The sequence below is a fragment of the Diaphorobacter sp. LI3 genome, assembly GCF_022807955.1.
GTDB lineage: Bacteria > Pseudomonadota > Gammaproteobacteria > Burkholderiales > Burkholderiaceae_C > Diaphorobacter > Diaphorobacter nitroreducens.
The window spans coordinates 44,120-69,485 of sequence record NZ_CP094347.1 but is presented as its reverse complement, the minus strand read 5'-3'; the positions used below and the strand labels follow the sequence as shown (position 1 = coordinate 69,485).

The following is a 25,366-nucleotide window of genomic DNA, read 5'->3' as shown; positions in this document are numbered from 1 at the left end:
TTTCCCGGTCGATGTCGGCCGAGTTGGGCATAGCGCCCTTCTTAGCCTTCGAGGCGGGGTTGTTCGGATCAAACATCTGCTTGCGTTCAAGCTCGATGCGTTGGCGTTCTTGGTCGAGCTGGGATGCGGTCGGCGTGCTCTGCGCCACGCTTTCGCGGGCGAAAGCGGCCAGCAGCATCAGCCCGATGACAGTTTTCTTGTTCATCAGAATCCCACTCCCAGGCAGCAGTTTTTCTTTCGGAAAATCATGTAGGCGAAGTCTTCGCCGGCATACGGGTAGCTCTTGCCAGCTCCCCAAATCGCGGTCGTGCGGCCATAGGGTTGGCAGCAGCGCCCGTTGATCTTTTCCGTCTGCGGGATCGGGTAGAGCATCTGGTACTTGTATTGGGTCTTGTCCATCACCGGCTCGGGATAGATGCCACACAAGCCATCAGCGCCAGAGGTGCCCCACATCAGGAATTCGCGGTGCAGCTTGGCCGTCATGCGCTGCACCAGCAGCGAGCTGGCTTGAACGTGCGAGACGTGGGCCTGCACATGGCCATTGAAGGGGTAGATCGAACCCTGGCAGCCGGCGCACCAGAAAAGCGCGTTACTGCCAAAGCCGGCCGATGACAGCACGCAGTCACCGGCACACGCGGCTTGGGCGATGGGGTTGCCGAACAGGAAGGTTTCCGGGTTCAGCAACATGGTCAGCTCGTCGTCGTTCCAAGTCGGATCGACTTCGGTGATGTAGGCCACGTCAAAGGAACCCGTTTCCAGACACGGGTTGTCCAGGATCACCTCCAGCCAATACAGGATCGGATCGGCGTACCAATGAACCTGATAGTTGGACTGCTTGGTGTTGTCTTGCTGCAAACGGATCTCGCCTTCCGGGGCGCGGATACCGGGATCGAGCTTGATGCCGCCAAGCGAGACAAAGCAGTACGGGGTGCGGGTCACATCCACGCGCCGCGCCGGCTCCCAAAAGCCGGTCTTGATGCCGATGCGCAGGGGGTTGGTGCAGGTGCAGAGGAAGCCGTCAGGGTTGCCGGTATCCTCCTGGCCCATCGTCATGATCGGCGTGCCGCCTAGCGTCAGCGGAAACAGGCAGCTCCAGCAAATATCGGTGATGGGGTTGGCAAACTTGCCCTGGCACACGCCGGCCATACTTTCGCGCGCGAAAGTCGCCGCGAGCACCATGAAAGCCATTACAAGCCAGCGTTTCATTGCAGCTCCTTCGCGGGAATCTCATCGAGCACAAGCATCTTTCCCTGCTGACGAATCACAGCCGGCACGGCCGTGATGCCGAACCGTTTGGAAAGGGTGCCCTTCTGGTCGTAGAAAACTTGGGTCTTCCAGGCTTTTGTGAGGTCGAGCCAAGACCCAGCAACGAGAATCGGCTTCACCTTGAGCTGGCCGCCCTTGGCCACCAAGCGCCCCACTGCTTCGCGCTGCTCGGGGTCGCGGCCGTCGAAGAAAACCAGCGTCTTCGTCAGTCCGGTCATGTCCAGCGGGTTGATCTTCGTGCCGGCCGGCACCACGATGCGGCCGTCATCGGTCGTTACCGGCTTGGTGTAGGTCACGGTGGGGTCGATGAAACGCTGTGCGCGGGCGCGCACGGTGGTGATGCCATCCACCGGCTTCATGTTCTTGATGCTGCCCATCGAGCGGCGGATGGCTTCTTCCTGCAACCGCTTCAGCTCGCCGCTGCGCTCCTTTTCGCGCAGCTTCTTCATAATCATGTCGAGCGCGCTTTCCTCCCCAATCGGGTAGGTCGGCCCGATGCTGCCCAAGCTCGCCGCGTTCGCGGTGGGCAGGATCGAGGCGATCAACAGGGCTGCGATCAGCTTAGAAAATTTCATAGGCCCTCCCGATGACTTCGGCCTGCTTCACGTTGCCGGTCAGCGCATAGCGCGAGTCCAGGCTGTTCGGGTTGGGCGTCGAAACGAAATACTCCCCTGCCCCGATAACCCCATCCTGCGCGGGCTGGAGAGGCACGCCAGCCTTCGAGAAGGGCTTGGCGGTGCCGATGTATTGGTCATTCACCCAAAACGCGCTGCCGGCCCGTTTAACCGTGTCGCCAGCCACACCGGCCACGCGCTTGATGAAGGTGGTGCCAGCGGGATAGGTCGCCCCGCCATGCCAGCGGTAGGCGATCAGCTCGCCCTTCTTCACCTCCCCACCCTTGTGGATCACGTAGAGGGTGCCGGGCAGGCTGTTGGTCAGGTTGAAGGTGTAATCCAGCCAAGGGGTAGTGGCGGCGGCCAGCGCACCCACGGCGAACACACCCGCGCAAACCGTCCAGTAGATGCGCTTCGCCTTCATCACTTCATCCTCGCCCGGACTTGATCCGTGTAGTCGATGGTCACGCCGCCCAGCAGCGCCGCCTTGTTGACGATCACGCAGTTGCACTCTTGCCCCAGCGCATCCACGGTCGCGGACAGCTTCTTGGCAAAGTCGATGGTCAGCTTCTGCGCCACGGCGCGCTGCTCGTCCGTCACGTCGCCGCCCTTGCCGATCACGTCCAGGGTGCGCTTCTGGTCTTCCTCCACCAGCACCTGCAAATCCACGGTCGCCACGCGCGCCGGCATGTTGCGGTTGATGACGTAGGCCACTGGCGCGAGCGCCACCAGAGTGAGCAAGGTGGACAGCACGGCCGGGATCACGTAACGCATCCGGTCGGCGGCCGGCGCTGCGGCCTCGGTCGGCGCTGGCGTCTCGGGGGTTGGGTTGGTGGTCGGTTCAGTAGTCATCTTTCCTCCGGCGCGGGGACAGTTGTTCTTGAGGGGTACGGCGGGCCAGCATGATTTCCAGGGCTTCCATCGTGGAATGGCCCTGCTCCAGCAGCGCGTTGCATTCGTTGAAGTCCTGCGCGTTGGTCGAAGCCATCAGCAGGGAGAACGGATCGGGGATGTGACGCACCACAGAATCGCCGTTAGGCGAGGAAATGAGCATTTCGCTGAAGCGGCCGCGCTCGGTACGCAACGACAGCAGCATCCGCTTCACGGCCGGCGAGAAATTCACCATGCCGTCCTCGATCAGCTTTTCCAGGTTCTTGCGGTCTTGGCGCAGCAGAATCTTCCAGTCGGCGTTGTTGTAGGCCGCCTGGGCCGCATCGTTCTTGTAAGCGTCCTCGATGCCCTGCGTACCCACGCAGAAAATTCCGTTGTACTTCCGGGCGCGGCGGTAGCCTTCCTCGATGAACTCGGCGGTTTCCTTGTCGGCCCCCAGGAGCTGCCACGCCTCATCGACCAGACACAGCTTCTTGCGGTCGCGGGTCAGGTACATGTCGTGGGCAATGCGCGAGGTCAGCACGAACAGCACCACGCGGCGCAGCTCGGGCGCGTTCTTCAGTTCTTCCAGCTCCAGACCCACCATGTCAGCATCCAGGCTGATGTTGGCGCGGCCATTGAAGAAGTCGCCATAGACGCCATCCTTGGTGAACGGCGCGAGCTGCTTGGCCAGCTCGTAGGCCACGCGCTCGGTGCTGCCCGACTCGTTCTTGATGTTGCTCAACAGATAGTCGCGGATGCGGGTCGGGTTGGTGTCCTGGCCGTAGTCCTGCCAGACAGCGGTAATCGCCTCCCCGATCAGCGCGTACTGGAATTCCGTCAGTGGCGCATTGGGTGACGCCATGCGGCCGATCATCGGCTTGAGCATCCGCATTTCGGCCTTGAAATCCAGCTCGTCGTCAGTGCCCACCCATGTGAACGGGTTGATGCAGAGCTTGGTGCTCGGCGTGAATTCGAGGAAGGTGCCCTTTTGGAGCCGGATCAGGTTCTGATAGCTGCGGCCCACGTCGATCACCCACACCCGCGCACCGATGCCGCGATAGGCCGAAACGACTTCGTTCATGGTCACGGACTTGCCCGAACCGGACACACCCGCCACGAACACGTTGTAGTTGCCCTGCTGGTTGCTGTAGAAGTCGAGGAAAGTAGGCGTGCCACGGCGGCCGAAGAACATCATCACCGGGTCGCCTGCGCCCTTCCATTCGCCAATCACCGGAGCCATGTCCACGGCGTTCACCGTGGTCTTGGAAGTGATGAGGCGCAGCTTCTGCAAGTCGTCGCGCACCGTCTCGGTGAGCGTCATCGGCAGGCTGGAATACAGGGCCGTCAGTTGCAGCAGTTGCAGCGGGCAGATCGTGAAGCGTTCGCTGCGCCACACGTTCAGGGCCACTTGGCTGGCCCGATTGATGACTCGCTTGGGCGCGAACAGCAGCAACGTGTGGTACAGCTCGCACATGCTGCCGCCGTTGTTGAGCTGGTGCAGCACGATGTCCCAATCATTCGCCTGGGCCTGAAGCTCGGGCTGGAATTCGGCCATCTTGGACTTGGCGTTTTGCTTGGTGCGCGCGGCCTTGATCTGAGCCTTGCCGTCCACCACGTTGGGGTCAAGCGTGAAGACGCCACCGCACACCAGGAACGGGCACGGGTATTGAAGGCCGTCATCGAAAAACGAACCGATGATGTTGGCCATCTCCCACAGCTCTTTCTTCTGCGGGTACTGAAGCACGCCGAAGCCACGCACGGCAATGCGCTTGTCTTCGTCGCCCTGCTTCTCGGGCGGCAGGCCAAACAGCAGCTCGTTGGCCTTCACGCGCACATGCTGGCCAAAGGCGGTGACTTGGTTCTTGATGGATTTCCCGTCGTCGTAGCGCAGGTCGGGGAACGGCTCCTTGCTGAACATGCTTTCGGGGTTGAGGATCGGCCACAGGAAGCTAATCAGCCCGTCAGCATCGAGGGGGAAGGACGGCAGGCTTGCCGTGCGCAGTGAGGCGCGCACTGTCTCGCGCAGCTCGTACATTTCCTCCACCAGCTTGGCGTCACGGAAAGAGCCGGCTTTTGTGATGGAGAACAACAGCCGGATGTTCTTCACCACGTAGTTGTCATTGGGCCAAAGCGGCTTGCCCTTGGCCTTGTAGATGTACTCCACGCGGCGCTTGGCCAGCTCCTGGAAGAACGGGGTCGTCTTGCCGTTGTCCACCGCGATATGGCGTTGATCCATGTACGCCTGAAACTGGTCATCCAGCACCGGGCTACCGAACAGGCACCACTGAATCCCGTAGTGCGGCGGCACCGGGGTAAAGAGCGTATTGAGGCGGCTTGCCATGTCGTCGTCCGCGCCCGTTTGGGCGATGACTTCAAAGCAGAAGGCCACCGAGTTGTCGTTGTAGAAAAGGCCCGTGTCGGGGTCGTATTGGTCGTACTTGAGGATGCTGTGAAGACCGTAGAGGCTCGTCACCTCGTTGGCGGCCGCCACAGGGGCCGGTTGGCTCCCGACATCCGAGGTGTTACCCAGCACGGTTTCGTCCCAAAACCGGGCGGCAGCACCCTTTAGCTTGTCCATCATGCTGTCTTGCATTGAATGTTCTCCATGTTGGCCGCCCGGCCAGCGTTGTTTATTCGCTGTCCGGGATGACGTTGCCGGGGCGCATGATTCCGTTCAGCAGCTCGGTGGCTTGCTCGTTGCTCATGCGGTCTTGACGGACGCCGATAGACTCCATCCCGTTGTCAGCGGGAGGCGTCGGCTGCTGCCCCAGCACGCCAGGGCTTTGCCGTTGCTGGCCAGCGCCGGCCGCTTGCGGCTGCGCAGCCTGGGCCGTCACATTCGACGGGGCGCGCACCGGCCGGTAGTTGTCCTGGATGCGGCGGCGGTTGTGCTCGATCAGCCAGCGGCCGGAATCGACCGGCAGGTACACGTAGGACTGGTCATGCAGATCGCCATCGGTGTCTTCCCACGGCGCGAACCAGACCCGAAGCAGGCGCGGGGCGCTGCGGATCGGCGTGCCCGAGTAGATGGGCTTGGTCATCACGTTGCTGCCGGCTTTCGCCTGCGAAAGTTCCACCGGAGCCTCGCCGCGCGCATTCACGCGCTGGCCCGGCAGGTTCTTCGCCTGGGCATTGGCGTAGATGCCGCTCATCGACTCGCACAAGATGCCGTCCGGGGCCTTGCACGCGAATTCGGATTTCGCATCAAAGCCGGACATGCTGCTGCAACCGGATAGGGCCACCACGGCCCCGATGCCAAAGGTCAAGGCCAGTGCCTTCATTTGCTTCCCTCCCATGCGTGCGCGGCACTGCCGCTGAAACCGACTCCCTTGCAGCAAGCGCCGCAGTCGCGGCCAGCCAGCGAACCGCAGCCCGTCAGGGCCAGGGCCAGCGCGCCGGCACCAAACATCAAGGCCGTGCGCTTCATTGGGTTGCCTCCTGCGTGGCGGCCGACGCGGCAGGCTTGCCGGCGTTCAGCCATTGGTCGATCTTCTCGGCCGGTGCGGAGCCAGGCAGGACGCGGCCATCGGCGGCAATCAGGGTCGGAGTGCCCACCACGCCCAGCTTGGAACCCAGCACCAAGTTGTCGTTGACGGGGTTGTTGCAGGCCACCAGCTTGGGCTTCTTGCCGGCCAGCATCAGCTCGCTCCAGGCTTTGGCCTTGTTCGGCGCGCACCACACGCTGACAGCCTTGGTCTTGGCTTCCGGGTGCAGCGATTCGAGCGGGTACAGGAAGGTGTAGATGGTCACGTTGTCCAGGCGGGCCAGCTCGCCCTCCAACTGCTTGCAGTAGGGGCAGTCCGGGTCGCTGAACACAGCCAAGATGCGGCTGCCGTCGCCCTTGACCGTCTTGATTGCTTGGCCAAGCTGCTGCGCCGGGAACTCGGTTTTCTTGCTATCGAGTTTGCGCTGGGCAGTCAGATCGACTTGCTGCTGCATGTCGAACAGGTGCCCGAAAATGAAGTAGCGGCCCGACTCGTCGGTGTAGGCGATGTTCTCGCCCATCACCACCTCATACAGCCCGGAGACTTGCGACTTGCGAATCTCTTTGAAGGTCGTCTTCGGGTACATGGTCTTGAACTTCTCGACCACGGAAGCGGGTGCTTCATCCTGGGCAAATGCGGGAACAGCCAGCGCAGCAGCCAGCGCGAGGGTCAACACTCGTTTAATCATCTTCGTATCTCCTGGAGTTGGTGCCGGTGCGCTTCAGGAGGCCCCGGTAATCGTCCTTGGCGAGCGCCTTGCCGGAATAAACAGCGCCCTTGGTGATGAGGATTTCGACGGTACGGCCGCCATCGGTTTCGATGACGGGGTACAGCTTGTCCGCCGCCTTGAGGTAGTACTGAGCGAGCTGCTGGCCCGCGCTGCCTACCCCCCCACCGATAGCGGCTTGCCCGATCTTGTCCGGGTCGATGGTTTGCGTGATGCCGCCGCCGCCCGTGCTGGTGATGGTTGCGGAGGACTGGAAGGCTTTGCCGATACCACTGAGCGCGCCGGCAAACAGGGCATTGGCGAGCAACTGGCCCTGCTTGGTGACGAGACGCCCCCGCACGCCGGCCTTGCCGTCTTCCCCGATCACTTGGCCCTTGATCGCCATTTCAACGGCCTCGCCGTTGATGACGCAGGCCAGCGTCTCGGTACGCCCCATCATCCGTTCGGAGGACAGGTCGCCCCAGGTGGCGGCAACGATGCGGCAATCCTTGATGTCCAGCTTGTGCTTGTTGGCCAAATTGGCGACATCGAGCACATGGAAGGCCACCGGCAGCGGGTTCGATTGGGCTTGCCCGCCTGTCGGTGCATCCACGCCGTTGAGCATGGCCACGCGCACAAAGGAGCCAGCCGGCAGGAACTCGATGGTCTGCTTCTTGCCGTCTGCACCGCCGGAGGTGGTGCCGTACTTCTTGGCTTTCTCGTCGGTTGGGAAGCCCAGCACCTCGGTGATGCCACCAGCGCCGCCAACGGCCGCACCCGCTGCGCCCTTGCCCTCGGCGTTGTTGAAGGTGATGATTTCCACCTCGCGCCGCGCCGGCACATCCACCTGATTGAGCGGCTGATTCAGGGCGGTGGCCCCGGCCTTGCCGTTCGGTGACTGGAGAACACGCTGGCCCGGCCCGGTGCCATTGCCAATGGGCAAAGGCTTGTCCAGAACGGAAGCATCCGGCTTCGCAGCCGTGGTGGTGCCAGCGGAACCGGCAGCGGCCTTGTTGGCCTTCAGTTCCTCCAGCGCCTGCGCGAGCTTCTTGTTCTGTTCCTCCTGCGCCTTGAGCTGGGTCTTAACCTCCCCGATCAGGGCTTCGTTGGACTTCTCCTTGGCCGCCTGCTGTGCGCGCCACGCATCCTTGTCATCTACCGTTCCCGGTGCGGTGATGCTTACGGTTTTGGGCTTTTCGCGGTGCTGCGCTGGGCCGCTGTCGAACAGGAACATGCCGGCCCCAGCCAGACCGAGAATGCCGGTCACGGCCCCGCCGATGAGCATCATCTGGCGTTTCTTGGTTTGTGCGTTCGGTTCACTCATTGTCTTTGCGCTCCCGAACGATGTAGATGTCCGTCCCGTCGCCCTGCATCAGCGTGTGGTGCTCCACGGCAATGGCGCGCACGCCACGGCGGTAAAGCTCCTGCTCGACCAGCAGCATTTCGGAGGGGGAAACATTGGTCAGGCGGTATTTCTCGCCCACCACTTCGCCATCCATGTACTTGGCCACCAGGATCAAGCGCCCCTCTTTCCACAAAGGCACTTCCTTGTTCACCGGGATGGTTTCAACGCTGTCCTTCAGCTCGTCGTCGGCCATCACCAGCATCAAGTCCTTGATGCGGCGCTGGTAGGAGACGGTGCGGCCATCAGCGGCTGCGCGGCTCGAAGGCGTGGCCTTCTCGCTCGGCGGCCGGATGATGATTTCCTCGCCGGCCACCGGACGCGGAACGAGGATCAGCTTGTAGGTGACGCCCTTCTCGTCGGACACGAAAACTGTGACCGTGCCCTGGTTGGGCGACTCGCTGGCCAGCGTGAAGTAGTAAGCCCCCAGGGCCTCGTCCTTCTGGCCTGCCAGCACGCCCTTCACGCTGGGCACCACATTGGCAATGCGGCGCCCGTCGATTGCGAGACGGTTGGTTTCGTTGACCGAGATATTGACTTGAACGTGGCCCCGGTCAGCGTTCTCAACGACTTGCGTTGCGCCTGCTTCAGTTGCCAGCAGGCTTGTTAGCAGAAGGATCGCGCTTAACGATTTCTTCGATCTTGGAAACATAGAGACGCCCCGAGGTAGTGATGGTGAATTCAACGAGATAGTCCTTCTCGCGTTCGGAAGTGAGCTTGTCGGCAATAAAGGTCTTGAGTTTTCCGCTGACCTTCACGCGCTTGTCCTGCTCGCTGACTTCCTCTTTGCGAGGAACCCAAATGGTGGTGACTCGCTCCTGTTTGAGCCGCATTGCGGCCGCATCCAGCGCGGTCTTCAACCCGGCGTAGCCGTCCGGGTCGGCCATCTTGAGAATCACCTTGTTGTTGTAATCAACCGTCTCCGGCGTGACGGTCAACACCGTGCCCAGGACATAACCAGCCATATCCAGCAGGTAGTCCTTATTGGCGTAGTTCGATCCAATCTCGTAGGGCCGCTTAACTTCAGGCGGCACGATCTTGGTTGTGTCGCGCACGACTACGAAGCCCAGCAGCAGCACCCCGAAAAACAGGGTGCCCAGCAGGCCCGCGTTCATCGCGCGGTGAAAGCGGACTTGCGTTTTCAGCGCGTCCCGCTCGTTGTTTGCTTTATCTGGTGCCATTGCTCGTGTAGCCCCTTATCCATTGAGTTCTCGAATGTGGCTACCCGGCAGTTCTTTCGGCTCGGGAAACCCGGTGAACCAGTACAGGAGGTGGGTGGCCATGCCCGGATGCTTCCCAGCCTTCAGCTTCCCGTAGAAAAAGGCAGCTCCAATACCAAGGAACAGCCCAATCACCGGGAAGCCGGAGCCAATGCCAACCAACACGCCCATGAGGCCGATCATGGCAACGTCCATTTCCCAAAAGAGGAACTTGGCTCCGTCGTCCAGTCGGCGCGGGATGTAGTGAGAGAGATCCGTTTTTTCGGACATGGCCACCTCCTGCGCTTAGATGACGGCCGTGAAACTGGCGTTGACGATGCCGACGATCACGCCGATACCCATCGACAGCACCACCGCGCCGAAGAACCAGCTCCAGTCCTTCTTGACGGCGGCGACGACGGAACCCACGCCGATGGCGATCAGGGCGGCCAGCTTGCCCAGGTTGCCCTTCACCCAGCCGTCCCACTTGGTTACGGCGGCGTCGAACTCCGTGCCGTCACTGGCGTATGCGCCGGAAGCCAGCATCATCAGACCCAGGATCAGGCCGGCGAGCATCAGGGCCTTGAACCACTGGCCCGCTTCCTTGCGAACATCGACTGCTTGAATTGCTGCGTTCATCTTCAAAAACTCCTACGTAGAAAGTTGGTTGGAACCCCTGAATTTCCCCGTGTGGGGCCTTGCGCCAGGGGGATGCGCAAAGACGGAAAGCCCATCACTTCGGTTTGGTGACAGGCTTGCATTCGTACTGAATCGCGGGCTTCTTCCGCTTCTTCTTCAGTGGCTTTTTCTTGGCCGGAACTTTCGCGTGCGAAAGTTCTTCGGGCGGCTGGATGGATTGAGGCGCAGGCATGACCGGCTCTTGAACAGGAGGCGGCGGCGGAGGCGGGACGTACAGGTGCTTGATGGAGCGTTCCGGGCAGTCTTCCCCGTCGCAGAACACAAACTTGGTGTCGCGGGGGACGCCGAACTGCACCACGTCGGAGAGACGATCCAGGGGGTTGGGCTGGTTCAGTGACTGCGCATTGGCAGCAGTGACGCCAGCAGCAGCCAGCGCAAAGACGATAGAAAAGCGAAACGGTTTGGCTGGCAACGCCATATCAATCCCCTTGGAAACTGGCCACTTGGGCCGGTGAAGTTGAAATTTGGTGGGCTTGCTGTCTGCGGTAGCCCTCGTAGAACCGCTGCACGTCGCGGACGTACTCGACCTGGGCGCTCACATTGGTTGATGCCGGGCCGGCGTAGTAGCAGCCCACGGACTTCCAGGTAGCGCCGAAACGCTGGATGCAGTCGGCCAGAACCCAGGCCCCCACCTTCTGCGAGGTGCAAGCGTCGAACAGGTGTTCACGGCGGATGCCGAAGCGAGCGAGGTTCGGCAGGTGGATCGTGTTGATCTGCATGAGGCCCAGCGCGCGGTTGCCGTCTTTCAGCTTCGGGCCGACTGCCCCCGTCCACCCGCGCGATTCCTTCCAGGCAATCGCCTTCAACAGCAGGGGGTCGATCCCGTAGCCGCGCCCAGCCTCATCCCAGCACGTTGCAGAAGCAGCAAGCGGCAGCATCAGCGATGCCGCCGCGATCAGTGCGCGTGCAGAGAAGTACATAGAGGCGTTTTCCATTGCATTATTGTAGCAGTCAACTTGCTTTCACGGTGAAAGCAAGATAACAGAAAAAACCTAGAGCGACAAGGCATCTAGCCTAGGTTTGTCATCTTTGGATGTGGTCTTGCGGCACCCATCCGACAGCCCCGCTTTACCCGCCGAATCCCGCTTGCCAAAGGCATGAAATGCCCACGGCAAGGGGCCAAATGATACCATGTAGGAGAAAAATAACTTCCTGTCAGCGGAAGCAGTGGGTTAGATGGCACGTATAATGCCGTCCCCCGAACGGTGCAGATCATGGCTAGATCAGCCGGGCGCGGTATATCGAATGCGGCTTTTCTGTCAAAATTCGGTTATTGCCTCGCCGGCGAGGGTGTTGCACCCACCGCTGATCTGCATGGCCGCTAAATCCGCCAAGCACGGCAGCGCCTGCCTGCATGGCCAACGAACTTCGGGATCAACACGATCCCAAACCAATAGGTGACGTTTTGGGAATAAAAGTATTTCTTGCGGACGATCACCGGCTGCTGGTGGCCGGTTTCCGCGATGTATTGAAGGACTACGGGATCGACGTAGTAGAGGTGGCCTACAGCCTGGACGGGCTGATCGACCGCTTCCTAGAGGTCAAGCCGGATGTTCTGGTGATCGACGTGCGCTTTGACAGTAAAGGCTGTGGCGAGAACGGGCTGGACGTGTGTGAGGAACTGCTGGCCCGCGATCCCTCGGCCAAAATCATCGTCTTTAGCCAGTTTGACGATCAATACATCATCGAGCGTTCCTACAAGCTCGGCGTGCTGGCCTTTGTGCGCAAGGATGAAAGCACGGAAGTGCTCAACGAGGCGATCAACACGGTAGCCCAGGGCAAGGAATACTTTTCCCCGGAGATTGCCCGCCTACTCGCATGGTCGGCCGTCAAAGATCGGAACCCGAACCGGCTGCTGGATGAGAACGAAATGCGGGCCTTCAGCCTTGCAGCCGATGGCGCATCCATGACCGAAATTGCCACCGCAATGGACTTGTCCACCAAGACCATCGGCCACTTGATGAAGGGCGTAAAAGCCAAGCTAGGCGTTGAAAGCCAAGCGGACATCACCAAGCTGGCGATCCGTCACGGCATTACGACAACTGCCCTGAAAACGAAAAGCTGAGTTTCGCTCCCGGCCGCTTCTGGTTGGTAGGATCGGACGCCTGTATTTTCAGCGCACCGCCAAGCACCCTCACCCGCTCACGCATGTCGATCAATCCGATTCCGGCGTGCTCTCCATTCCGGGCGGTAGCTTTCATGCCTACGCCGTCGTCTGTGATTTCGACCTTGTAAGTATCCATCGCCTTGTTGTGGTGGATGCTGACGTGAACTTGGTCGGCTTTGGAGTGTTTGATGGCGTTGAAAATCGCTTCCCGGATGATCTTGTAGGCGCTGACTGCGGATGTCTCTGGCAGCGCCGGCCGCTTCGGTAGGTTGTGCTCCAGCGTGATGATCGGTTTCTCGGAAATATTCGTGTAGTGGGCCACCAGCGACTCCAGGGCGGCCGTGAAGCCGATGGAGTCGATAACCTCGATCCGCGTGTTCTTGATGATGTCCCGCATTTCGGCGTAGGCGTCGTTGAGCATCCCCGAGGCGTTGCCCAACAGCTCGGCCGCCCGCGTATTCCCAGCCACCAGCGGCTCAAGCTGCTTCAGCACGTTGCGCGTCAGCAGGAGCTGGGGATTCACCTCGTCGTGCAGACGGCGTGCGAGGGTGCGCCGTTCCTCGTCAATGCGCCGGTTCGATTCAGCCAGGACACGGCGGGTTTCTTCGTGAGAAACGTCCACGCGCTCCATCCCGTAGCGGACGGTGATGTAGAGCACGTAGAGAAAAAACACAAGCATCAGGCCAGCGGCGATGTGCGAAATCATGTTGGCCCGGTTCATGAGCGGCAGCGCCAGGATCATCAGCGCCGCCCATACCCACAGGAAATACTTGGCCGCCTGGTTGCCGCGCACAGCCAGCACCATGCTGACCAAAAAGACGGTCAGCAAGAAAGCGCAGCTCGTATAGAAGATGACTTCCACTTGGATGCCCTCGCTCCACTCTCCAGGCGGCACGGTCTAAATCACCGCATCTTGTTCAGTGCGTCTTGGCCAGACTCGCCCACTTGGATACCCAGCTCAACCGCTTTGTTCGAGGTGGCCACCACCTTGGCCTTGCGCATGTCGTCAAAGGTATTCACCCCGGTCACGATTGCGCAAACCTCGCCGGTTTTGTTGCAGGTTTCGACATTGATATACCCGCAACCGAGAATCCCCTTGGGGGCCTTCATTACCAGCAGCGGCCGCGCCAGATCGAATTGCAGCAGTTCCAAGTGCTCTTGAATGGCTCCAGCGTCCATAGTCATTTCCTTTGCAGAGAGGGTTGAAAAAATCAGTTTTTACGCTTGCTGTTCTGGATCATTTCGTTAATAGCGTCATTGGCGATGGTGGCCTTGAAGGTATCAACAAAATGCTCGACATATTCCGGGTGTTTCTTGTCCATTTTCGATATGTCGATATTGATGCAGATGAAGCCGATCAAGCCGTACACATCATGAAAAATCGGAATTGTGGTGGACTTCACCGCGCGCCCGTCTTTCAGGGTGAGGTCGTAGCTCACGAACGAAGCGCCACGCCCTTGGCCCTGCCCTTCGCCATAGCTGTAGTTCTTGATGAGCTGGATACCGAAGTTGGTATTCGTGTCGCCCAGCCTGCGGCCTGAAATGGGGTTCTGCACGGCCACAATCGAGCGCAGTGGGTTGCGCGTGTCGTGCAAGACGATTTCTACCGGCGTGCCCGCGAAGGTCTGGCCAATGCCGTTCACGATGTCCGCATAGGACTGGAAGATGCGATCCTTCTCCCGATCCACCTCTGACAGCGCCGCATAGTCGGGCTGCTGGGTCAGCATGAGGTATTTGGCCTTGGTCGGCCCGTCCAGCAACAGGGTGACGTTGTTGGAGTTGCCCAGGTAGATCAAATCCGCGACAGCGCGCGGCGAGGGATGCTGAGAGAGGTAGTTGACCGCCTTCACGAACAATTCCCGATCCAGGTACAGCGCCCCAGTGTCATCGGCGCGGATCGGGTAGAACTCGTCGTAGGCGGCCAGTGCTTTACCGGGCAGAACCCTAAGATCAGGGGAAGGCGGGGCACGAAAGCCCAGCACATAAATGCTGATGGCTGCGATCAGTACGCCCGGCACAAAAACCGAAGCCAAGCGTTTCCAGTTGATCGTTGAAATAATAGACACGCGCACCTCTCCCTGAATCCACCGAAGAACCTCACATGATATTCGGGTTCCCGGCACCCCGGCAAACAGGGCGAGGCGACTATGGCGCGGTCACTTTTTCCGTTTCTTCAAGTCGCTTTCGATGAGTCCCGAAATATAAGTGTTGGCGGGGATTTTCAGATCGTCGCACAAGTCCATCATGCGCTCGTGCAGGTCGGGGTCCATCCGCAGGGATACCGTTCGGCGGTCGCCATAATTGCGAGTTCTACGGCGTTTCGTTCCCTGCCCATCGGCCGACATCTCGGCGTCCTTTGGGTCGGTCATGGCTTGTTCTTTTGCATAGTCAAAGGTTCATCACACAAGTCTAAGCCGACTTGCCTACTGGCGAAAAGCGGAACCAGCCGCCAACTTTCGCGCGCGAAAGTCGGTCAAGACCAGCGCGCGCAAGTTGACATTTTATCGGGATTACCTTTGCACGTCACCGTTTCGCTGCGGCGACACCGGGCGTTCCCCCACCTTGTCGGCGGTGATTGCCGTGGCCCGTTCGTGCTGCCGGAGCGTTTCCACGGCGCTGGTCTTGTCCTGCTTGGCCGCCACCGCCTTGGCCGCCACCGCCTTGTCGTTGGTATAGATGCGCAGCTCATGCGAGGCGCGCGTGGCCCCGACATAGAAGCTCCGATCACCGAAGACCTTGGCCATGTTCTCCAGCGCCCGCTCCTGCTTCTTCTCGCTCTCGGTCTGAGGCGCGCGGATGTGGAAGATGGCCCGGTGCTGAGTCGCGCCCTGCGAGGCGTGAACCGTCTGCGCGTAGGCATGATCCCAATGCTTGTTGCGCGACAGATCCACTTGGTGCAGTGACACGTCTTTACCCTGCTTCAGCTCCAGCGTCACCTTGTCCCCAGCCACGGCCGTGACACGCCCCACCTCGCCGTTTTTGAACTCCCCTTCGTTGCGGGTGATACGGATCAGGTCGCCCTTGGCCAGCTCGCGGGTGTCGCGGTCGTACACCTCGATCTTGTTGTGCTTCTTCGGCTGCCACGCGATCACCGAGCCGTCTTCCTTCTGGAGCACCACGGTGCCGTTGGGTGCATCCACGGCCGAAACGCGCATGTATTCGCCCTTCTTGGCGTCGATCTGCTGGTAGTCCCGCCCGAAGCGCACCACGTCGCCAGCCTTGTAGTATTGCGCCTCCTTCTGCATGGCCCGCGTCCAGCCCTTCGAGGTGTAGATTTCCCGTGTATCCTCGGAGCGCGACAGCTCTCCTTGTTCCTTCAGCCCCTCGCGCACGCCGGCATTGATGGCTCGCCTGTCTTCGTTATAGGCGGTAATGACGATGGTGCGCTCCCGCTCGGCCTTGTCGAGCTTCAAGATGTCCTGCACCACGGCCGCCACCAGGCGGCCCTTGTCGTCCTCGGACTTCTCGGGGATTTCCCGGATCATGCCGGCCTTGTCCATGTACTCGAAGGCCCGCGCGTTGTTGGCCAGTTCCACTTGGGTGAGTCGCTGACCTTCCCCCAGGTTGTCGCGGCCGGTGATGATGTCCACGGCTTGCTTCAGGTCGGCGGTCTTCTGGCGGTTGATTTCGGTCATGTAGGCGGTTTCCATGCCGTCCCGCTGGGCCAGCTCGAAGGGCTTGCCGGCCTCCACGCCCTGCAACTGGAGCGTGTCGCCCAGGTACACCACCTTGGCCCCGGCCTTTTCGGCCATGTGGTCGAGCTGGGCCTTCTGACGCTGCGACAGGAAGGACGATTCATCCACGATCCAGACTTCCGCCTTGCGCTGGAAGTCGGGTGCGTACTGCTTGGCAAACTCGATGTCCTTCTGTAACTGCCGCTCCTTGATCTGGAACATCGAGACGGTATCGGTAGCAATACCTGTCTCCCTGGCCAGCACCTTACTGGCCGCGCCGGTCGGAGCCATGCCGCGCACCGTGTAGCCCTGCTCCTGCGCCATTTCGCGCACGCCTTTGAGCATGGTGGTTTTACCCGTCCCGGCAAGGCCCTGCACCGCCACGTAACGATCTTCAGTGGTCAGTACCTTGCTGATGGCCTCTTTCTGGCCTTCGCTGTATTTGAAGCCCTGCCTGCCCTCGGCCTGCGCGATCCGCGCCGCCACCGCTTCCGGCTCCATCATCTTCGGCGTCTGGCCCTTCTGTGCGCGCACTTGGTCGAGCGCCCACATTTCGCTGCCCAGCATCTTCTTGGTCGTGTAGTTGCCGTCAGGCAAGGCCACCAGATCGCCGTCCTTCTCCAGCTTGTCGAAGGCGCGCTTCACTTCCGATGCTGAAACGCGCCCTGCCCCGTGCTCGATGGCCGCCGCCATGAGGTCGTTCTTTGATACCACGGCCTCGCGCTCGATCAGGTGCGCAGCCGCAAAGGACATCGCCTCCCGGCCGGTGAGCTTGTCGGCCCGGATCACGCCTCCCTGCGCGCGCTGCGCGTCGGCCTTCGCCTGGATGGCGTCGAAGTCGATCCCGATTTCTTTGGCCCGCTCCTTCCAGCTCCCGATCAGGGCTTCGTGATCCACGTCCACCTTGCGCGCCCTGGTCTTCAGCGTGGCGTCCTCCTTCTGCTGCGCGCTGGCGTCGTCGATGTCCACGCCCTTGGCTTTCAGCGCCGCCTCGATTTCGGCCCGGCGCTGGCTGAAGTGCTCGATCTGCTCGCGGGTGATGCCGGCAATCTCGAAGTTGCCCTTCTCGTCGGTGCGGCGAATGTCGTAGCCCAGCGCCTGGAGCCGGTCGGCCAGCTCGGACGTGTAGATGGCTCCGATGACGCGCTGCGCGTTGTAGATTTCCTCATTGGTCAGGGAGCGCCACTGCCCATCCTCCCGCTTGGTGGCGTTCATGATGACGGCGTGCGTATGCGTCTGCGGGTCGAGGTCGCGGCTTGTGTTGTGCCGGAACATGGCCACGGTCACGTTGCCGGTCTGCACCGCCTCCGTCTTCCCGTCCACGGTTTGCCGCGTCCTGGCCAGCTCGGTTTCTATGTGGCTGAGTGCCTTTTTGACTGCTGCCTCATGCGCCTCCCGCACGTCCCGCTTGCCGTACACCTCGGCCATGAGCGAAACGCTCTTGGGCGCGGAAAACGTCATGTCGGTGCCCGGCCGGTGCTCGCGTTCCTTCTCGCCGGTTTCCTCGTTCTTGACCCACTTGCCCAGCTCCTGGCCTTCCACCTTCCCGTTCAACACCTCGAAGAAGGCTTGACGGTCGATCTTGCCGGAAAGCCCAAGGTGCTCGGCCCCCTTGCCGAACCACTCGGAATGCTCCAAGCCCTCGTCCTGGGTGTAGTAGTTATCAGCGGAAAAGTAGTGCAGTGCCTGCCCGGCGCTGCCTACGTTGTTCATGCTAATCATCCCTGTTTTCCTCCCATTGCTGGCACGCTGAAAGCCTTGGTGATCGGGGCATAACACACCCCCACAATGGCCGCACAGCCCTGTGCCGTGGCCACCAGCTTGACGGTCTGATTGGCCCCAGCCAAGCGCACGCGCACGGCCACCCGCTCGGTGTAGTAGCGCATGTTCTGGCCCATCGCCTTGTCGAACTTTTCAAGCGGTGGCGGCAGCTCAACGCCTGCCACCGTCACGGCCGGGTTGTCCGTTTTGAAGCTGAAACGGTCGCGGTACAGGTGATAGCCCGGCGCGATGATGTACTCCAGCTCCACCACCCGCGCATCCACCCGGCGAGCCGACACACGGAAGGCTTCATCAGGTTGCAGCAAGTCCGGTTCAGCCTGCACGGAAACGCAAAAAGCCGCCAAGCAGGCGGCCGCGACGGAATGTAGAAATGCCCGTCTCTGAGTCTTCATTAGGTATCCTCCTATAGCGCATCCGCCAGTGGGTTGGGCTTCTTGCCTTGGCTGGCTGAATTCGCATCTGTATCGTCTTTCGCGCGCGAAACTTTCTCGGCTGGCTTGATGATTTCGCCGGTCGCCTTGTCGATCACATCACCGTTTTCGTTGCGCATTACCTCCACCGTAGCCGGCGCGTCCATATCATCATCATCCAGCATGTCGCCTTGCTCCGGCGCGGGCTGCTGATGAACTTCTGCGGTCGCCTGAGTGGGTGCCGGCGCGGCGGCCGCCGTGGTCGGCTTGAAGCTGATCGCAAAGCCGTCGCGCTCGATGAAACCGTTGGCCTGTTTCTCGGTCGGGACGTAGCCGTACTTGACACGGGCAATGGGATAGTCACCCGGAACCAGCAGATAGCCGGTCATGTCGGGCAACGTCAAAATCTCCGATGTCAGCACAAGGTCGCGCATCTGTCGGCGCGCCATAACGCTCACGCCGTCGCGTTGCGAACTGAGGCCGTAGCTCAAGGTTTCATCCTTTTCATCCACCTCGGCCTGCCCCATCAATTCGGCCAACAGCTTCGCCGCAGCACCATCCGTCACACGCAGCAGCAGCTTCGTTTGGCACCCGGAAATGATCGTCTTGGCAAGATCGTGCCCGTAGATTTCGTAGAGCTGGCTGAAGTCCTGCACGCCCAGCACCATGCACAAACCGTACTTTCTGGTATTCGTCAGAGCTAGCTTCAGGATGTCCAGTTTCTGGAGTGTCGGCAGCTCGTCAATGCAAAACCAAAGCCGCTCTCGGTGGATAGGCTCCAAGTCGAGCACGGCCTTGATTGCCGTGTCGATCCACAACGACAAAACGGGCTTCAATGCCTCGCGCATCGCTTCCCGTGCTGTGATGAACATCCATGAATCGCCTTCTTCATGTACCCACTTGCGGATGGAGAACGATTCGCCTTCATCTGGCAAAAACCGGAATGCTTCGAGCTGGTTCTGAACCGTCATCTTGAGCGACATCCCCGTGCGTTCGGTCGTTGGGTCAACATAGGTCGCCCCTGCCGTTCCCTGCAACAATGCGTGCATGGCGTCCAGGTTGCTCTTGGCGATAGCGTTGTAGAGGTCGCGGTTCGTGCGGCGGCCCTCGCGTCCCAATACTGCGATCACGTCCTTGAGCACCATCCGGCCAGCAAGTGCCCAAAATGGATCGGACTCGGCCGGATCGGGGATCAGGCCGTTCGCCATGTTGTCGAAGTGGTAGTCCTTGGCGATTTCGTTCCAGATGTTCCAGTTCGGGCTTCTGGAGTCCAGCGGGTTCATCAGGATGTCTTTGCCTTCACGGTAGAACGCTTGGGTGAACTCGCCGGTCGGGTCATACACGATCATCCGCTTGCCACGCGCGCGCACTTGTTTCATGAGTGCGAAAAACTGCTGTGACTTACCCGTACCCTGCGCGCCTGCAAACAGCGTATGCAGCGTCTCCGACTTCACGCGCATGGGTACGCCCGCAATCTCATAAGGGCTTGCCTCGTCGCGGTGCCGGATCAGGCGCGCAAGCTCTTTTCCTTCCACTAGCTTGGCCCCGCGTAGTTGGTTGTCCTGCATACGTTCGCGGCCGTAGCCCCACCAATACAAAGAGATCAGAAACACCACACCGATGGAAGTCAGCAAGCCGAACATGCCACCGTTGCGCAGCTTTCGCCAAGCATCCTCGGCCATGTCGTCGGTCAGCAAGGCTACCTCCGACACTTCCATCTTGCGCAGTTCGCCGTTGACGTTCAGCTCCATCTTTCCGGCCGTCATGTAGAGCGCATCCCGCGTGTGCGCCAGGACGTTCCGCTCCAGCGCGTACTTTTCGTCTGCGGTAGTCGCATTCCAGAAATAGGCCGTCGTCACGGCCAGCCCGCCCAGGATGGAAATCAACACCACCGTCCAGATGGCCACCACGAACAGCCGGGCTTGGTGCATCCACAACTCGGCCCCACGGGAGAAGTTACCGGCGCTCCCCTTTTCCTCTCTCTTTGCCATTTCAGCCTCCTTTCACTCGCTTGAGCTTTGCCTTCGCCTTGTTCTGCGCCTCGTACAACTGCTGCACGTCTCGCGCCTCAACAATCGCCGCCAGCATGTACTCCGCAGTGAAGACCGAAAGCCACAGTTCATCGGGAATCTCGACCTTTCCGCCACCCTGCCCGCCAGCGCGGATTTCATCGAGAAGGCGGCGCAGCCGTTGCTCGATGTCTTGCACGTTTTCTGCGATCACTCCCTGCACAAGCGTTTGGCGCAAAAACTCGGAAATGCTGATTCCGTGCTCGTTGGCCTTGGTCCGATAGAACCCTGCCGTGTCCTCATCGAGCCGGATGTTGAACCGCTCGGTTGGGCCTTTCCCTGTTCCTTTAGCTCTCGGCATTTTCCTTTACTCCATAAGGGTTTAGACCATTATAGCATTTTCGGTGTCGCCGCGTTATCTTTTCGGTGTCGCCACGCTAAAAGGCGCGCCATAGCGCGGCTTTTAGCACCTGCAACCATGTTGCGTGGTGTGTGACCATTCTTCCGGGGCGCGGGGCTTGCCCTGCGAACTGGAAGAATGGTGCCGTTCTCTCTCCCAGGCCCTAGTGGAAGAAAACCGGGCATTTGGTAAAATGCAGCCGATCAGGGACGCAGCACGTCCCGCCAGATCAGGCAGGTTTTCCACTAGAACCCACATTGCGAGGTAAGAGCCATGAGTAGTGAAACGACGAATCCGAAGTCAGGCCGCAAGGCCAAGACGCTGGATGAAGAAATCGCAGCCCAGCGCGAAAAGCTGCGGAAGCTGGAGGAACGACAGCGGGAGCAGCAGCGCAAGGAGCGCGAGCGGAATCAGAAGGCCGTGATGGAACTCATCAAGACGGAACGGCTTGATGCGGTTCCATCTGATCTTTGGCGCGAAGCGATGCCAAAGATCAAGGCGCTTCTGGTCGTTGATGCAGCGAAGCCGGTAGAGCCGGCGAAGCCTGTTCAAACTGCGCCGGATGGTGCAGCGACGGCCGAGGCCAGCCAGTGAGCGTTTTCCACAAATCCACAGGCCCCGGTGCCCTCGACCGGGGATACCCAAATATCCCAAAGGGAGAGGGTCGCGCCCGGTTTTCCACAAGAGACTTCTTGTGGGAAACCGGAAAAGCGCGAGGGCCTGTGGAGCTTGTGGGAAACGCGGCGTTTGTAGGAGAGACGGCCCGGAGTCCAGAGGCGTGCCTTTGGTCGGCTCCCCTCACGGGGAGACGAAACGGGTGGGGTTGGTTTTTGACGCATCCGAGGGCAGGACGGTGCAGGCAGCGGATGAGCGTTTTCCACAAATCAACAGGCTCCGTAGCCGTTGCCCGCGATACCTCAATATCGCAAGAGGCAACGGTCGCGCCCGCTTTTCCACAAGAAACCTCTTGTGGGAAAGCGGATCAGCGCGAGGGCCTGTTGAGCTTGTGGGAAACGCGGCGGTTGATAGGCGCACGGCCTAGCGCCCGGAGGGCGCAAGCGAAAGGGATGTGCAAGGCTGCGCAGCAGTCCCCGCAAAGTGGGGATGAGCGCGAATGCGCGAACCTGGAGCAGCCCGGTCGGCCCGCAAAGCGGGACGATTCGCCCAGCAAAGGACGGTGAAGAAGATGCAGCCAAACATCGGAAGCCAGGAGCTGCACCAGCGCCTGAAAACACACGGCCGCGCGGAAATCGACGGCTGGGCGATCAATGCGGACGGTGCTGAAATCTGGCTAACTAACCCCTACGGCATCGACGTGGGGTTTTACGACAACGACGCGGAAGGATGCGGCCGCATCCTGGAGCGCATTTCAACAGACGATCACGAACGGGAATGGGGTACGCTGTAGCGGAGCCATTCAGAAATTGAGGGCAACCGACAGACGCCACGGAAGGGGCGCGGTTGCGTGACAAGGAAAGGCGAAGGCGGCGAACGAAGGAAGTCGTCTTCGCCTTTCGCACTTTCCGGCCCTGCGTGACGCGGCACAAGCGCGGAACGAAACAGCAGGCCGGAAAGCGGGGAGTAGGCGCAAGGCGAACCGCAGCAAAGCAAGGGAAGCCGCCCAGCGCCTCCCCGACTTTCGCGTGCGAAAGTTGCGCATTACCGGCCGCAAAGCGGACGGGCCGGGACGGCCGCCGAATGGCGGCAGCGGGAACCGCGACGGCCCGGCGACACGAAGCAAGTTTGCGAGGGTGGCGGCCTACGGGGCTAGCAGCGGAGAGCCTAGAAGCGGTAGCGGAGAGGCTATCGGCAGCCGGAAGCCAGGCCGCGCATTTCGCGGCCGGCGCCGGTTGCAGCGAAGCGGCAAAATCCGGCGATGGCGGCAATAGGGCAAGGATGGTGGTCGGCCGAAGGCTGGCCACCATCGAGCCAAGGCAAGCGGAGCGATTTACGGCCCGAGTTCCTGCGAAGCGGGAACGAGAGGCCGGGAAGAAGCGAAGCCGGGGAAACCGGATTGGCACGGCCGGGCCGAAGGGCCGGCGGTGTCAATCCGGTGCTTTTTTGGGGAAGTGCCGCGCAAGGAACTTGCGCATGGTTTTCTCGGTGACGCCGAAGTATTTGGCGAGCTTCGGCGTTGTCAAACCAAGGGCGTGCAGCTCCCCTACTTTGTCGCGTTGAGGGTCGAGCTTGAGGCGGCCGGTGCTGCCTTTGCGCCGGCCGCCGATGCGGCCCTCAAGGCGAGCACGCTGCAAGCCTTCACGGGTGCGCGCGCGGGTGAATTCCACCTCGATCATGGACGCCATAGCGAAAGCGGCGGCCTGAATTTGGGCATTCAGGCTACCGTCCATGACGGTGCCGTTCTTCGTGATGATGATGGTGACGCCGCGCTCGGCGGCAGTCTCCAGGATCGAAAAGACTTGGCCGGGCGATCCACCCAGGCGGGTGAATTCTGAGGTCAGAATCAGGTCGCCGCGCTGGCTCTGCTCCAGCAGGAGCGAGCCTAGAGCGCGTTCCCGCCAGGGAACGGTGCGACTTGCCGTTTCTTCAACGACAACGAGCGGGGCGTAGCCGCGCGAGTTGGCGAAATCCAGCAGGCCAAGCCGCTGGTTCGCCACGTCTTGCGAGTCGCGTGAGACTCGCAAGTAAGCGAAGTAACGAGGCACGGCAGATTCACGCGGAGAACATGAGTTTGTAGGCGAGAGGGAAAGCAGCCAGGACGCCCACAATCGGGCACAGGCGGCGGCAGAATGCCGCGCCGGTCTTGGACTGGATGCTGCGAGCGAGAGCGAAGCCCAGCAACCAGCCAAGGCCCCAGCCGGCGACAAGCACCAGGAGGGCAAAGAAGGTGCTGCGGCTGAAATAGTCGAGGGATGCGGACATCACTCGGTCGGCGGTTTTGTCGTCCATGAACGGCTCCGGTCAGTAGACGCAAACGGAGCTGGCCAGCAGGTCAGCGAGTTTGCGGGCTTTGGTGGTCTTGGGCATGGATTGGCCAAAGTCGGTGATCGCGTCCACCAGGACGCGACACTCGGCTTTGGTCAGTCGCACGCAGGGGATGGGGTAGGCAGCGCCATTGCGGAATCGGCTGGCCAGCGCCGGAACGGCGCGCAGCCGGCGATTCGCGCAATGCACGGCATCGAGCACGTCGGCCACGGCCAGCATGTCGCCGGCTTTGCCGGTGAACATGTGGTCGGCCTGGGCGTGATCGCCGTCCGAAGTCAGCAGCGCGAAGATGTCGAGCGCCATGATGGGCCGGCGCGTCAGCGGCCGCGCGGAGCGCGCAGCGCGGTGGCCATGAATGGCTCAACAAAGCGCAGCAGTGCGCTTTGCTCGTCCACGGTGAAACCGCTGGTCAGGCTGTGTTCGATCAGCTCCAGGGCGGCCTCCTTGTACTCGATGGGGAGGGCACTGAGCATGGCCAGACTGAAAAGGTAGTCCGGGTGCGCGGCGGAAGCGGCGCACTGGAGCAGGATCAGCGCGGCCTCGTTAGACGGGTTTTTTTCGATCAGGTGAAGGGTTGCCCTCACCGGCTCGGGAAAGTCGCTCAAAACGGCTGTATTCGCGCCGTAGATCGGGCGATGCTCGCTCATAAGGGCCTCACGGTAGTTATTTGTCCAGAAAGGGCAAATTTTACCGGATTCAACGGTAATTAAAAGGTACGTTTTAATGCCGCTTTTTCCGATAGGAAAAACGGTCGTTAAAACTACCGGGCAAAACGCCCCGAAGGGGCGTTTGCCGGGTTTTTCACCCGGCCAGCAGCGGCTACAGCAAGCCGCGTTGAGCGAAGGACACGGACGCGCCACCCGCGACGACGACGTGATCCAGCACGCGCACGTCCACCAGGGCGAGCGCGTCCTTCAGCACTCTGGTCAGGTTCTCATCGGCGCGCGACGGCTCGGGCACCCCGGACGGGTGGTTGTGCGCGAAAATGACGGCGGCAGCGTTCAGGCGCAGCGAGGTCTTCACCACCTCGCGCGGGTACACGCTGGTCTGCGTCAGCGTGCCCCGGAACAGCTCGATGTACTCGATGACGCGGTTCTGTGCGTCCAGGAAGATGGCCGCGAACACCTCATGCTCCAGATTCCCGAGGCGCAGCGAGAAGAAGGCGCTGGCGTCAGCCGGCGCTGAAATCAGGCCGTTGCGCATCACCTTTTCGTCAAGGATGGCCAAGGCGGCCTCGATGACTTGGCCGGCGCTGGCCAGTTGAAACTGGCCGTTGTCGTCAATAGTGAAAAGGTCGATGTGCGAAGCGGTCATGTCATGGACTCCAGGAAGTGGGCGGGATTGCCTACTTCCTCTGGATCGGTTCGCAGCGCAGCGGTCAAGGGTGAAACGGCCAGCGGCCGCAAGCGCCCTTCAGGGCGCGCAGCCCTTGACGGCGAGAACGAACTGATACCCTTGGAAGTGACAGGCAATCCCCACCCTCTGCACACCACGGACGCCTTTGTGCAGTTGTCCAGCTTTCGCGCGCGAAAGCTCACTTCAGGCCGTCAGGCCAGCGCCCGGAGGGCGCAAGCGAAAGGGATGTGCAAGGCTGCGCAGCAGTCCCCGAAGGGGATGAGCGCGAATGCGCGAACCTGGAGCAGCCCGGTCGGCCCGCGAAGCGGGACGATTCGCCCAGCAGGTTTTCAGGGGCCAGGGCAAGCCACGGAGGGAGCGGAACAGGGGGAAGGAGAAGATCCAGCCAGCCAGCAGCAGCGACACAAGGAAGGACGCCGGCAGGACGGCGCGCGCAGCGCG

General features: G+C 61.0%; 31 protein-coding genes. 3 read left to right on the top strand and 28 right to left on the bottom strand.

The window, feature by feature from the left end; translation table 11 throughout:
* Positions 1-204: 204 nt before the first annotated feature.
* The 15 genes from traU to MRB47_RS19840 all read right to left on the bottom strand — a co-directional run bounded on the left by traU (position 205) and on the right by MRB47_RS19840 (position 11,164).
* Positions 205-1,206, bottom strand: coding sequence for a conjugal transfer pilus assembly protein TraU (gene traU / locus MRB47_RS19910; RefSeq protein WP_009242093.1), 1,002 nt, complete (start codon positions 1,204-1,206; stop codon positions 205-207).
* Positions 1,203-1,841 (bottom strand): type-F conjugative transfer system protein TraW, encoded by a 639-nt coding sequence (gene traW / locus MRB47_RS19905; protein ID WP_017510496.1) that lies wholly within the window; start codon positions 1,839-1,841, stop codon positions 1,203-1,205. Before traW ends, traU begins: the two co-directional genes overlap by 4 nt.
* Positions 1,828-2,304 carry a S26 family signal peptidase gene (locus tag MRB47_RS19900; RefSeq protein ID WP_017510497.1) on the bottom strand — a complete coding sequence of 159 codons (477 nt, stop codon included), beginning with the start codon at positions 2,302-2,304 and terminating at the stop codon, positions 1,828-1,830. Before MRB47_RS19900 ends, traW begins: the two co-directional genes overlap by 14 nt.
* Positions 2,304-2,732, bottom strand: a complete 429-nt coding sequence (locus MRB47_RS19895; protein ID WP_017510498.1) for a hypothetical protein — start codon at positions 2,730-2,732, stop codon at positions 2,304-2,306. The genes MRB47_RS19900 and MRB47_RS19895 overlap by 1 nt, the downstream gene beginning before the upstream one ends.
* Positions 2,722-5,346 (bottom strand): type IV secretion system protein TraC, encoded by a 2,625-nt coding sequence (traC, locus tag MRB47_RS19890; RefSeq protein WP_013723313.1) that lies wholly within the window; start codon positions 5,344-5,346, stop codon positions 2,722-2,724. The genes MRB47_RS19895 and traC overlap by 11 nt, the downstream gene beginning before the upstream one ends.
* A gap of 37 nt (positions 5,347-5,383) precedes the next feature.
* On the bottom strand, positions 5,384-6,034 hold the full coding sequence (gene traV / locus MRB47_RS19885; RefSeq protein WP_017510499.1) for a type IV conjugative transfer system lipoprotein TraV: 651 nt from the start codon (positions 6,032-6,034) through the stop codon (positions 5,384-5,386).
* Positions 6,031-6,180: a hypothetical protein gene (locus MRB47_RS19880; RefSeq protein WP_009242087.1), complete on the bottom strand. Its 150-nt coding sequence runs from the start codon at positions 6,178-6,180 to the stop codon at positions 6,031-6,033. Before MRB47_RS19880 ends, traV begins: the two co-directional genes overlap by 4 nt.
* A complete protein-coding gene (locus MRB47_RS19875) occupies positions 6,177-6,926 on the bottom strand; it encodes a DsbC family protein (protein WP_252102673.1) in 750 nt (249 codons plus the stop codon). Before MRB47_RS19875 ends, MRB47_RS19880 begins: the two co-directional genes overlap by 4 nt.
* The gene (locus tag MRB47_RS19870; RefSeq protein WP_017510501.1) at positions 6,919-8,268 is read right to left on the bottom strand and encodes a TrbI/VirB10 family protein; all 1,350 of its coding nucleotides are present in this window, start codon (positions 8,266-8,268) and stop codon (positions 6,919-6,921) included. Before MRB47_RS19870 ends, MRB47_RS19875 begins: the two co-directional genes overlap by 8 nt.
* Complete coding sequence (locus MRB47_RS19865) at positions 8,261-8,998, bottom strand: type-F conjugative transfer system secretin TraK (RefSeq protein ID WP_038314810.1); 738 nt, start codon at positions 8,996-8,998, stop codon at positions 8,261-8,263. The genes MRB47_RS19870 and MRB47_RS19865 overlap by 8 nt, the downstream gene beginning before the upstream one ends.
* Entirely contained in the window at positions 8,934-9,527 is a 594-nt protein-coding gene (locus MRB47_RS19860) for a type IV conjugative transfer system protein TraE (protein ID WP_017510503.1), read from the bottom strand. The genes MRB47_RS19865 and MRB47_RS19860 overlap by 65 nt, the downstream gene beginning before the upstream one ends.
* 15 nt (positions 9,528-9,542) lie before the next feature.
* Positions 9,543-9,836 carry a type IV conjugative transfer system protein TraL gene (traL, locus tag MRB47_RS19855; RefSeq protein WP_009242082.1) on the bottom strand — a complete coding sequence of 98 codons (294 nt, stop codon included), beginning with the start codon at positions 9,834-9,836 and terminating at the stop codon, positions 9,543-9,545.
* A gap of 15 nt (positions 9,837-9,851) precedes the next feature.
* Positions 9,852-10,184, bottom strand: coding sequence for a TrbC/VirB2 family protein (locus MRB47_RS19850; protein ID WP_009242081.1), 333 nt, complete (start codon positions 10,182-10,184; stop codon positions 9,852-9,854).
* Between the two features lie 94 nt (positions 10,185-10,278).
* Entirely contained in the window at positions 10,279-10,662 is a 384-nt protein-coding gene (locus MRB47_RS19845; RefSeq protein ID WP_252102672.1) for a hypothetical protein, read from the bottom strand.
* Between the two features lies 1 nt (position 10,663).
* Positions 10,664-11,164, bottom strand: coding sequence for a lytic transglycosylase domain-containing protein (locus tag MRB47_RS19840; RefSeq protein ID WP_009242079.1), 501 nt, complete (start codon positions 11,162-11,164; stop codon positions 10,664-10,666).
* Positions 11,165-11,598: 434 nt separating this feature from the next.
* On the opposite strand from MRB47_RS19840, the gene MRB47_RS19835 reads away from it, so the two are divergent.
* Complete coding sequence (locus MRB47_RS19835) at positions 11,599-12,309, top strand: response regulator transcription factor (RefSeq protein ID WP_229726454.1); 711 nt, start codon at positions 11,599-11,601, stop codon at positions 12,307-12,309.
* Here the strand turns inward: MRB47_RS19835 and MRB47_RS19830 are convergent.
* From MRB47_RS19830 to MRB47_RS19795, 8 genes are all read right to left on the bottom strand, one after another.
* The gene (locus tag MRB47_RS19830; RefSeq protein WP_252102671.1) at positions 12,278-13,213 is read right to left on the bottom strand and encodes an ATP-binding protein; all 936 of its coding nucleotides are present in this window, start codon (positions 13,211-13,213) and stop codon (positions 12,278-12,280) included. The genes MRB47_RS19835 and MRB47_RS19830 overlap by 32 nt on opposite strands.
* Before the next feature lie 41 nt (positions 13,214-13,254).
* Entirely contained in the window at positions 13,255-13,530 is a 276-nt protein-coding gene (locus tag MRB47_RS19825; RefSeq protein ID WP_009242076.1) for a YunC family protein, read from the bottom strand.
* A 32-nt stretch (positions 13,531-13,562) separates the two neighbouring features.
* Positions 13,563-14,417, bottom strand: coding sequence for a PAS domain-containing protein (locus tag MRB47_RS19820; RefSeq protein ID WP_252102670.1), 855 nt, complete (start codon positions 14,415-14,417; stop codon positions 13,563-13,565).
* A 90-nt stretch (positions 14,418-14,507) separates the two neighbouring features.
* Positions 14,508-14,720 carry a hypothetical protein gene (locus MRB47_RS19815; protein ID WP_217021601.1) on the bottom strand — a complete coding sequence of 71 codons (213 nt, stop codon included), beginning with the start codon at positions 14,718-14,720 and terminating at the stop codon, positions 14,508-14,510.
* A 141-nt stretch (positions 14,721-14,861) separates the two neighbouring features.
* Positions 14,862-17,747: a MobF family relaxase gene (gene mobF, locus MRB47_RS19810; RefSeq protein WP_411275761.1), complete on the bottom strand. Its 2,886-nt coding sequence runs from the start codon at positions 17,745-17,747 to the stop codon at positions 14,862-14,864.
* Positions 17,744-18,199 carry a protein-disulfide reductase DsbD N-terminal domain-containing protein gene (locus tag MRB47_RS19805; protein WP_252102668.1) on the bottom strand — a complete coding sequence of 152 codons (456 nt, stop codon included), beginning with the start codon at positions 18,197-18,199 and terminating at the stop codon, positions 17,744-17,746. The genes mobF and MRB47_RS19805 overlap by 4 nt, the downstream gene beginning before the upstream one ends.
* Before the next feature lie 11 nt (positions 18,200-18,210).
* Positions 18,211-20,208, bottom strand: coding sequence for a type IV secretion system DNA-binding domain-containing protein (locus MRB47_RS19800; RefSeq protein WP_252102667.1), 1,998 nt, complete (start codon positions 20,206-20,208; stop codon positions 18,211-18,213).
* A gap of 1 nt (position 20,209) precedes the next feature.
* Positions 20,210-20,587, bottom strand: a complete 378-nt coding sequence (locus MRB47_RS19795) for a plasmid mobilization protein (protein WP_009242070.1) — start codon at positions 20,585-20,587, stop codon at positions 20,210-20,212.
* A gap of 312 nt (positions 20,588-20,899) precedes the next feature.
* On the opposite strand from MRB47_RS19795, the gene MRB47_RS19790 reads away from it, so the two are divergent.
* Positions 20,900-21,220, top strand: a complete 321-nt coding sequence (locus tag MRB47_RS19790; RefSeq protein ID WP_252102666.1) for an oxysterol-binding protein — start codon at positions 20,900-20,902, stop codon at positions 21,218-21,220.
* 592 nt (positions 21,221-21,812) lie between these two features.
* Positions 21,813-22,034, top strand: coding sequence for a hypothetical protein (locus MRB47_RS19785; RefSeq protein WP_038314825.1), 222 nt, complete (start codon positions 21,813-21,815; stop codon positions 22,032-22,034).
* Between the two features lie 637 nt (positions 22,035-22,671).
* Here MRB47_RS19785 and MRB47_RS19780 read toward each other — a convergent pair.
* The 5 genes from MRB47_RS19780 to radC all read right to left on the bottom strand — a co-directional run bounded on the left by MRB47_RS19780 (position 22,672) and on the right by radC (position 24,883).
* Positions 22,672-23,289: a recombinase family protein gene (locus MRB47_RS19780; protein ID WP_038314819.1), complete on the bottom strand. Its 618-nt coding sequence runs from the start codon at positions 23,287-23,289 to the stop codon at positions 22,672-22,674.
* Between the two features lie 7 nt (positions 23,290-23,296).
* Positions 23,297-23,533 carry a hypothetical protein gene (locus tag MRB47_RS19775; protein ID WP_017510517.1) on the bottom strand — a complete coding sequence of 79 codons (237 nt, stop codon included), beginning with the start codon at positions 23,531-23,533 and terminating at the stop codon, positions 23,297-23,299.
* A gap of 12 nt (positions 23,534-23,545) precedes the next feature.
* Positions 23,546-23,872 (bottom strand): hypothetical protein, encoded by a 327-nt coding sequence (locus MRB47_RS19770; RefSeq protein WP_017510518.1) that lies wholly within the window; start codon positions 23,870-23,872, stop codon positions 23,546-23,548.
* Between the two features lie 14 nt (positions 23,873-23,886).
* The gene (locus MRB47_RS19765; RefSeq protein WP_017510519.1) at positions 23,887-24,216 is read right to left on the bottom strand and encodes a hypothetical protein; all 330 of its coding nucleotides are present in this window, start codon (positions 24,214-24,216) and stop codon (positions 23,887-23,889) included.
* A 172-nt stretch (positions 24,217-24,388) separates the two neighbouring features.
* Positions 24,389-24,883, bottom strand: coding sequence for a RadC family protein (gene radC, locus MRB47_RS19760; RefSeq protein WP_011798644.1), 495 nt, complete (start codon positions 24,881-24,883; stop codon positions 24,389-24,391).
* Positions 24,884-25,366: the final 483 nt, after the last annotated feature.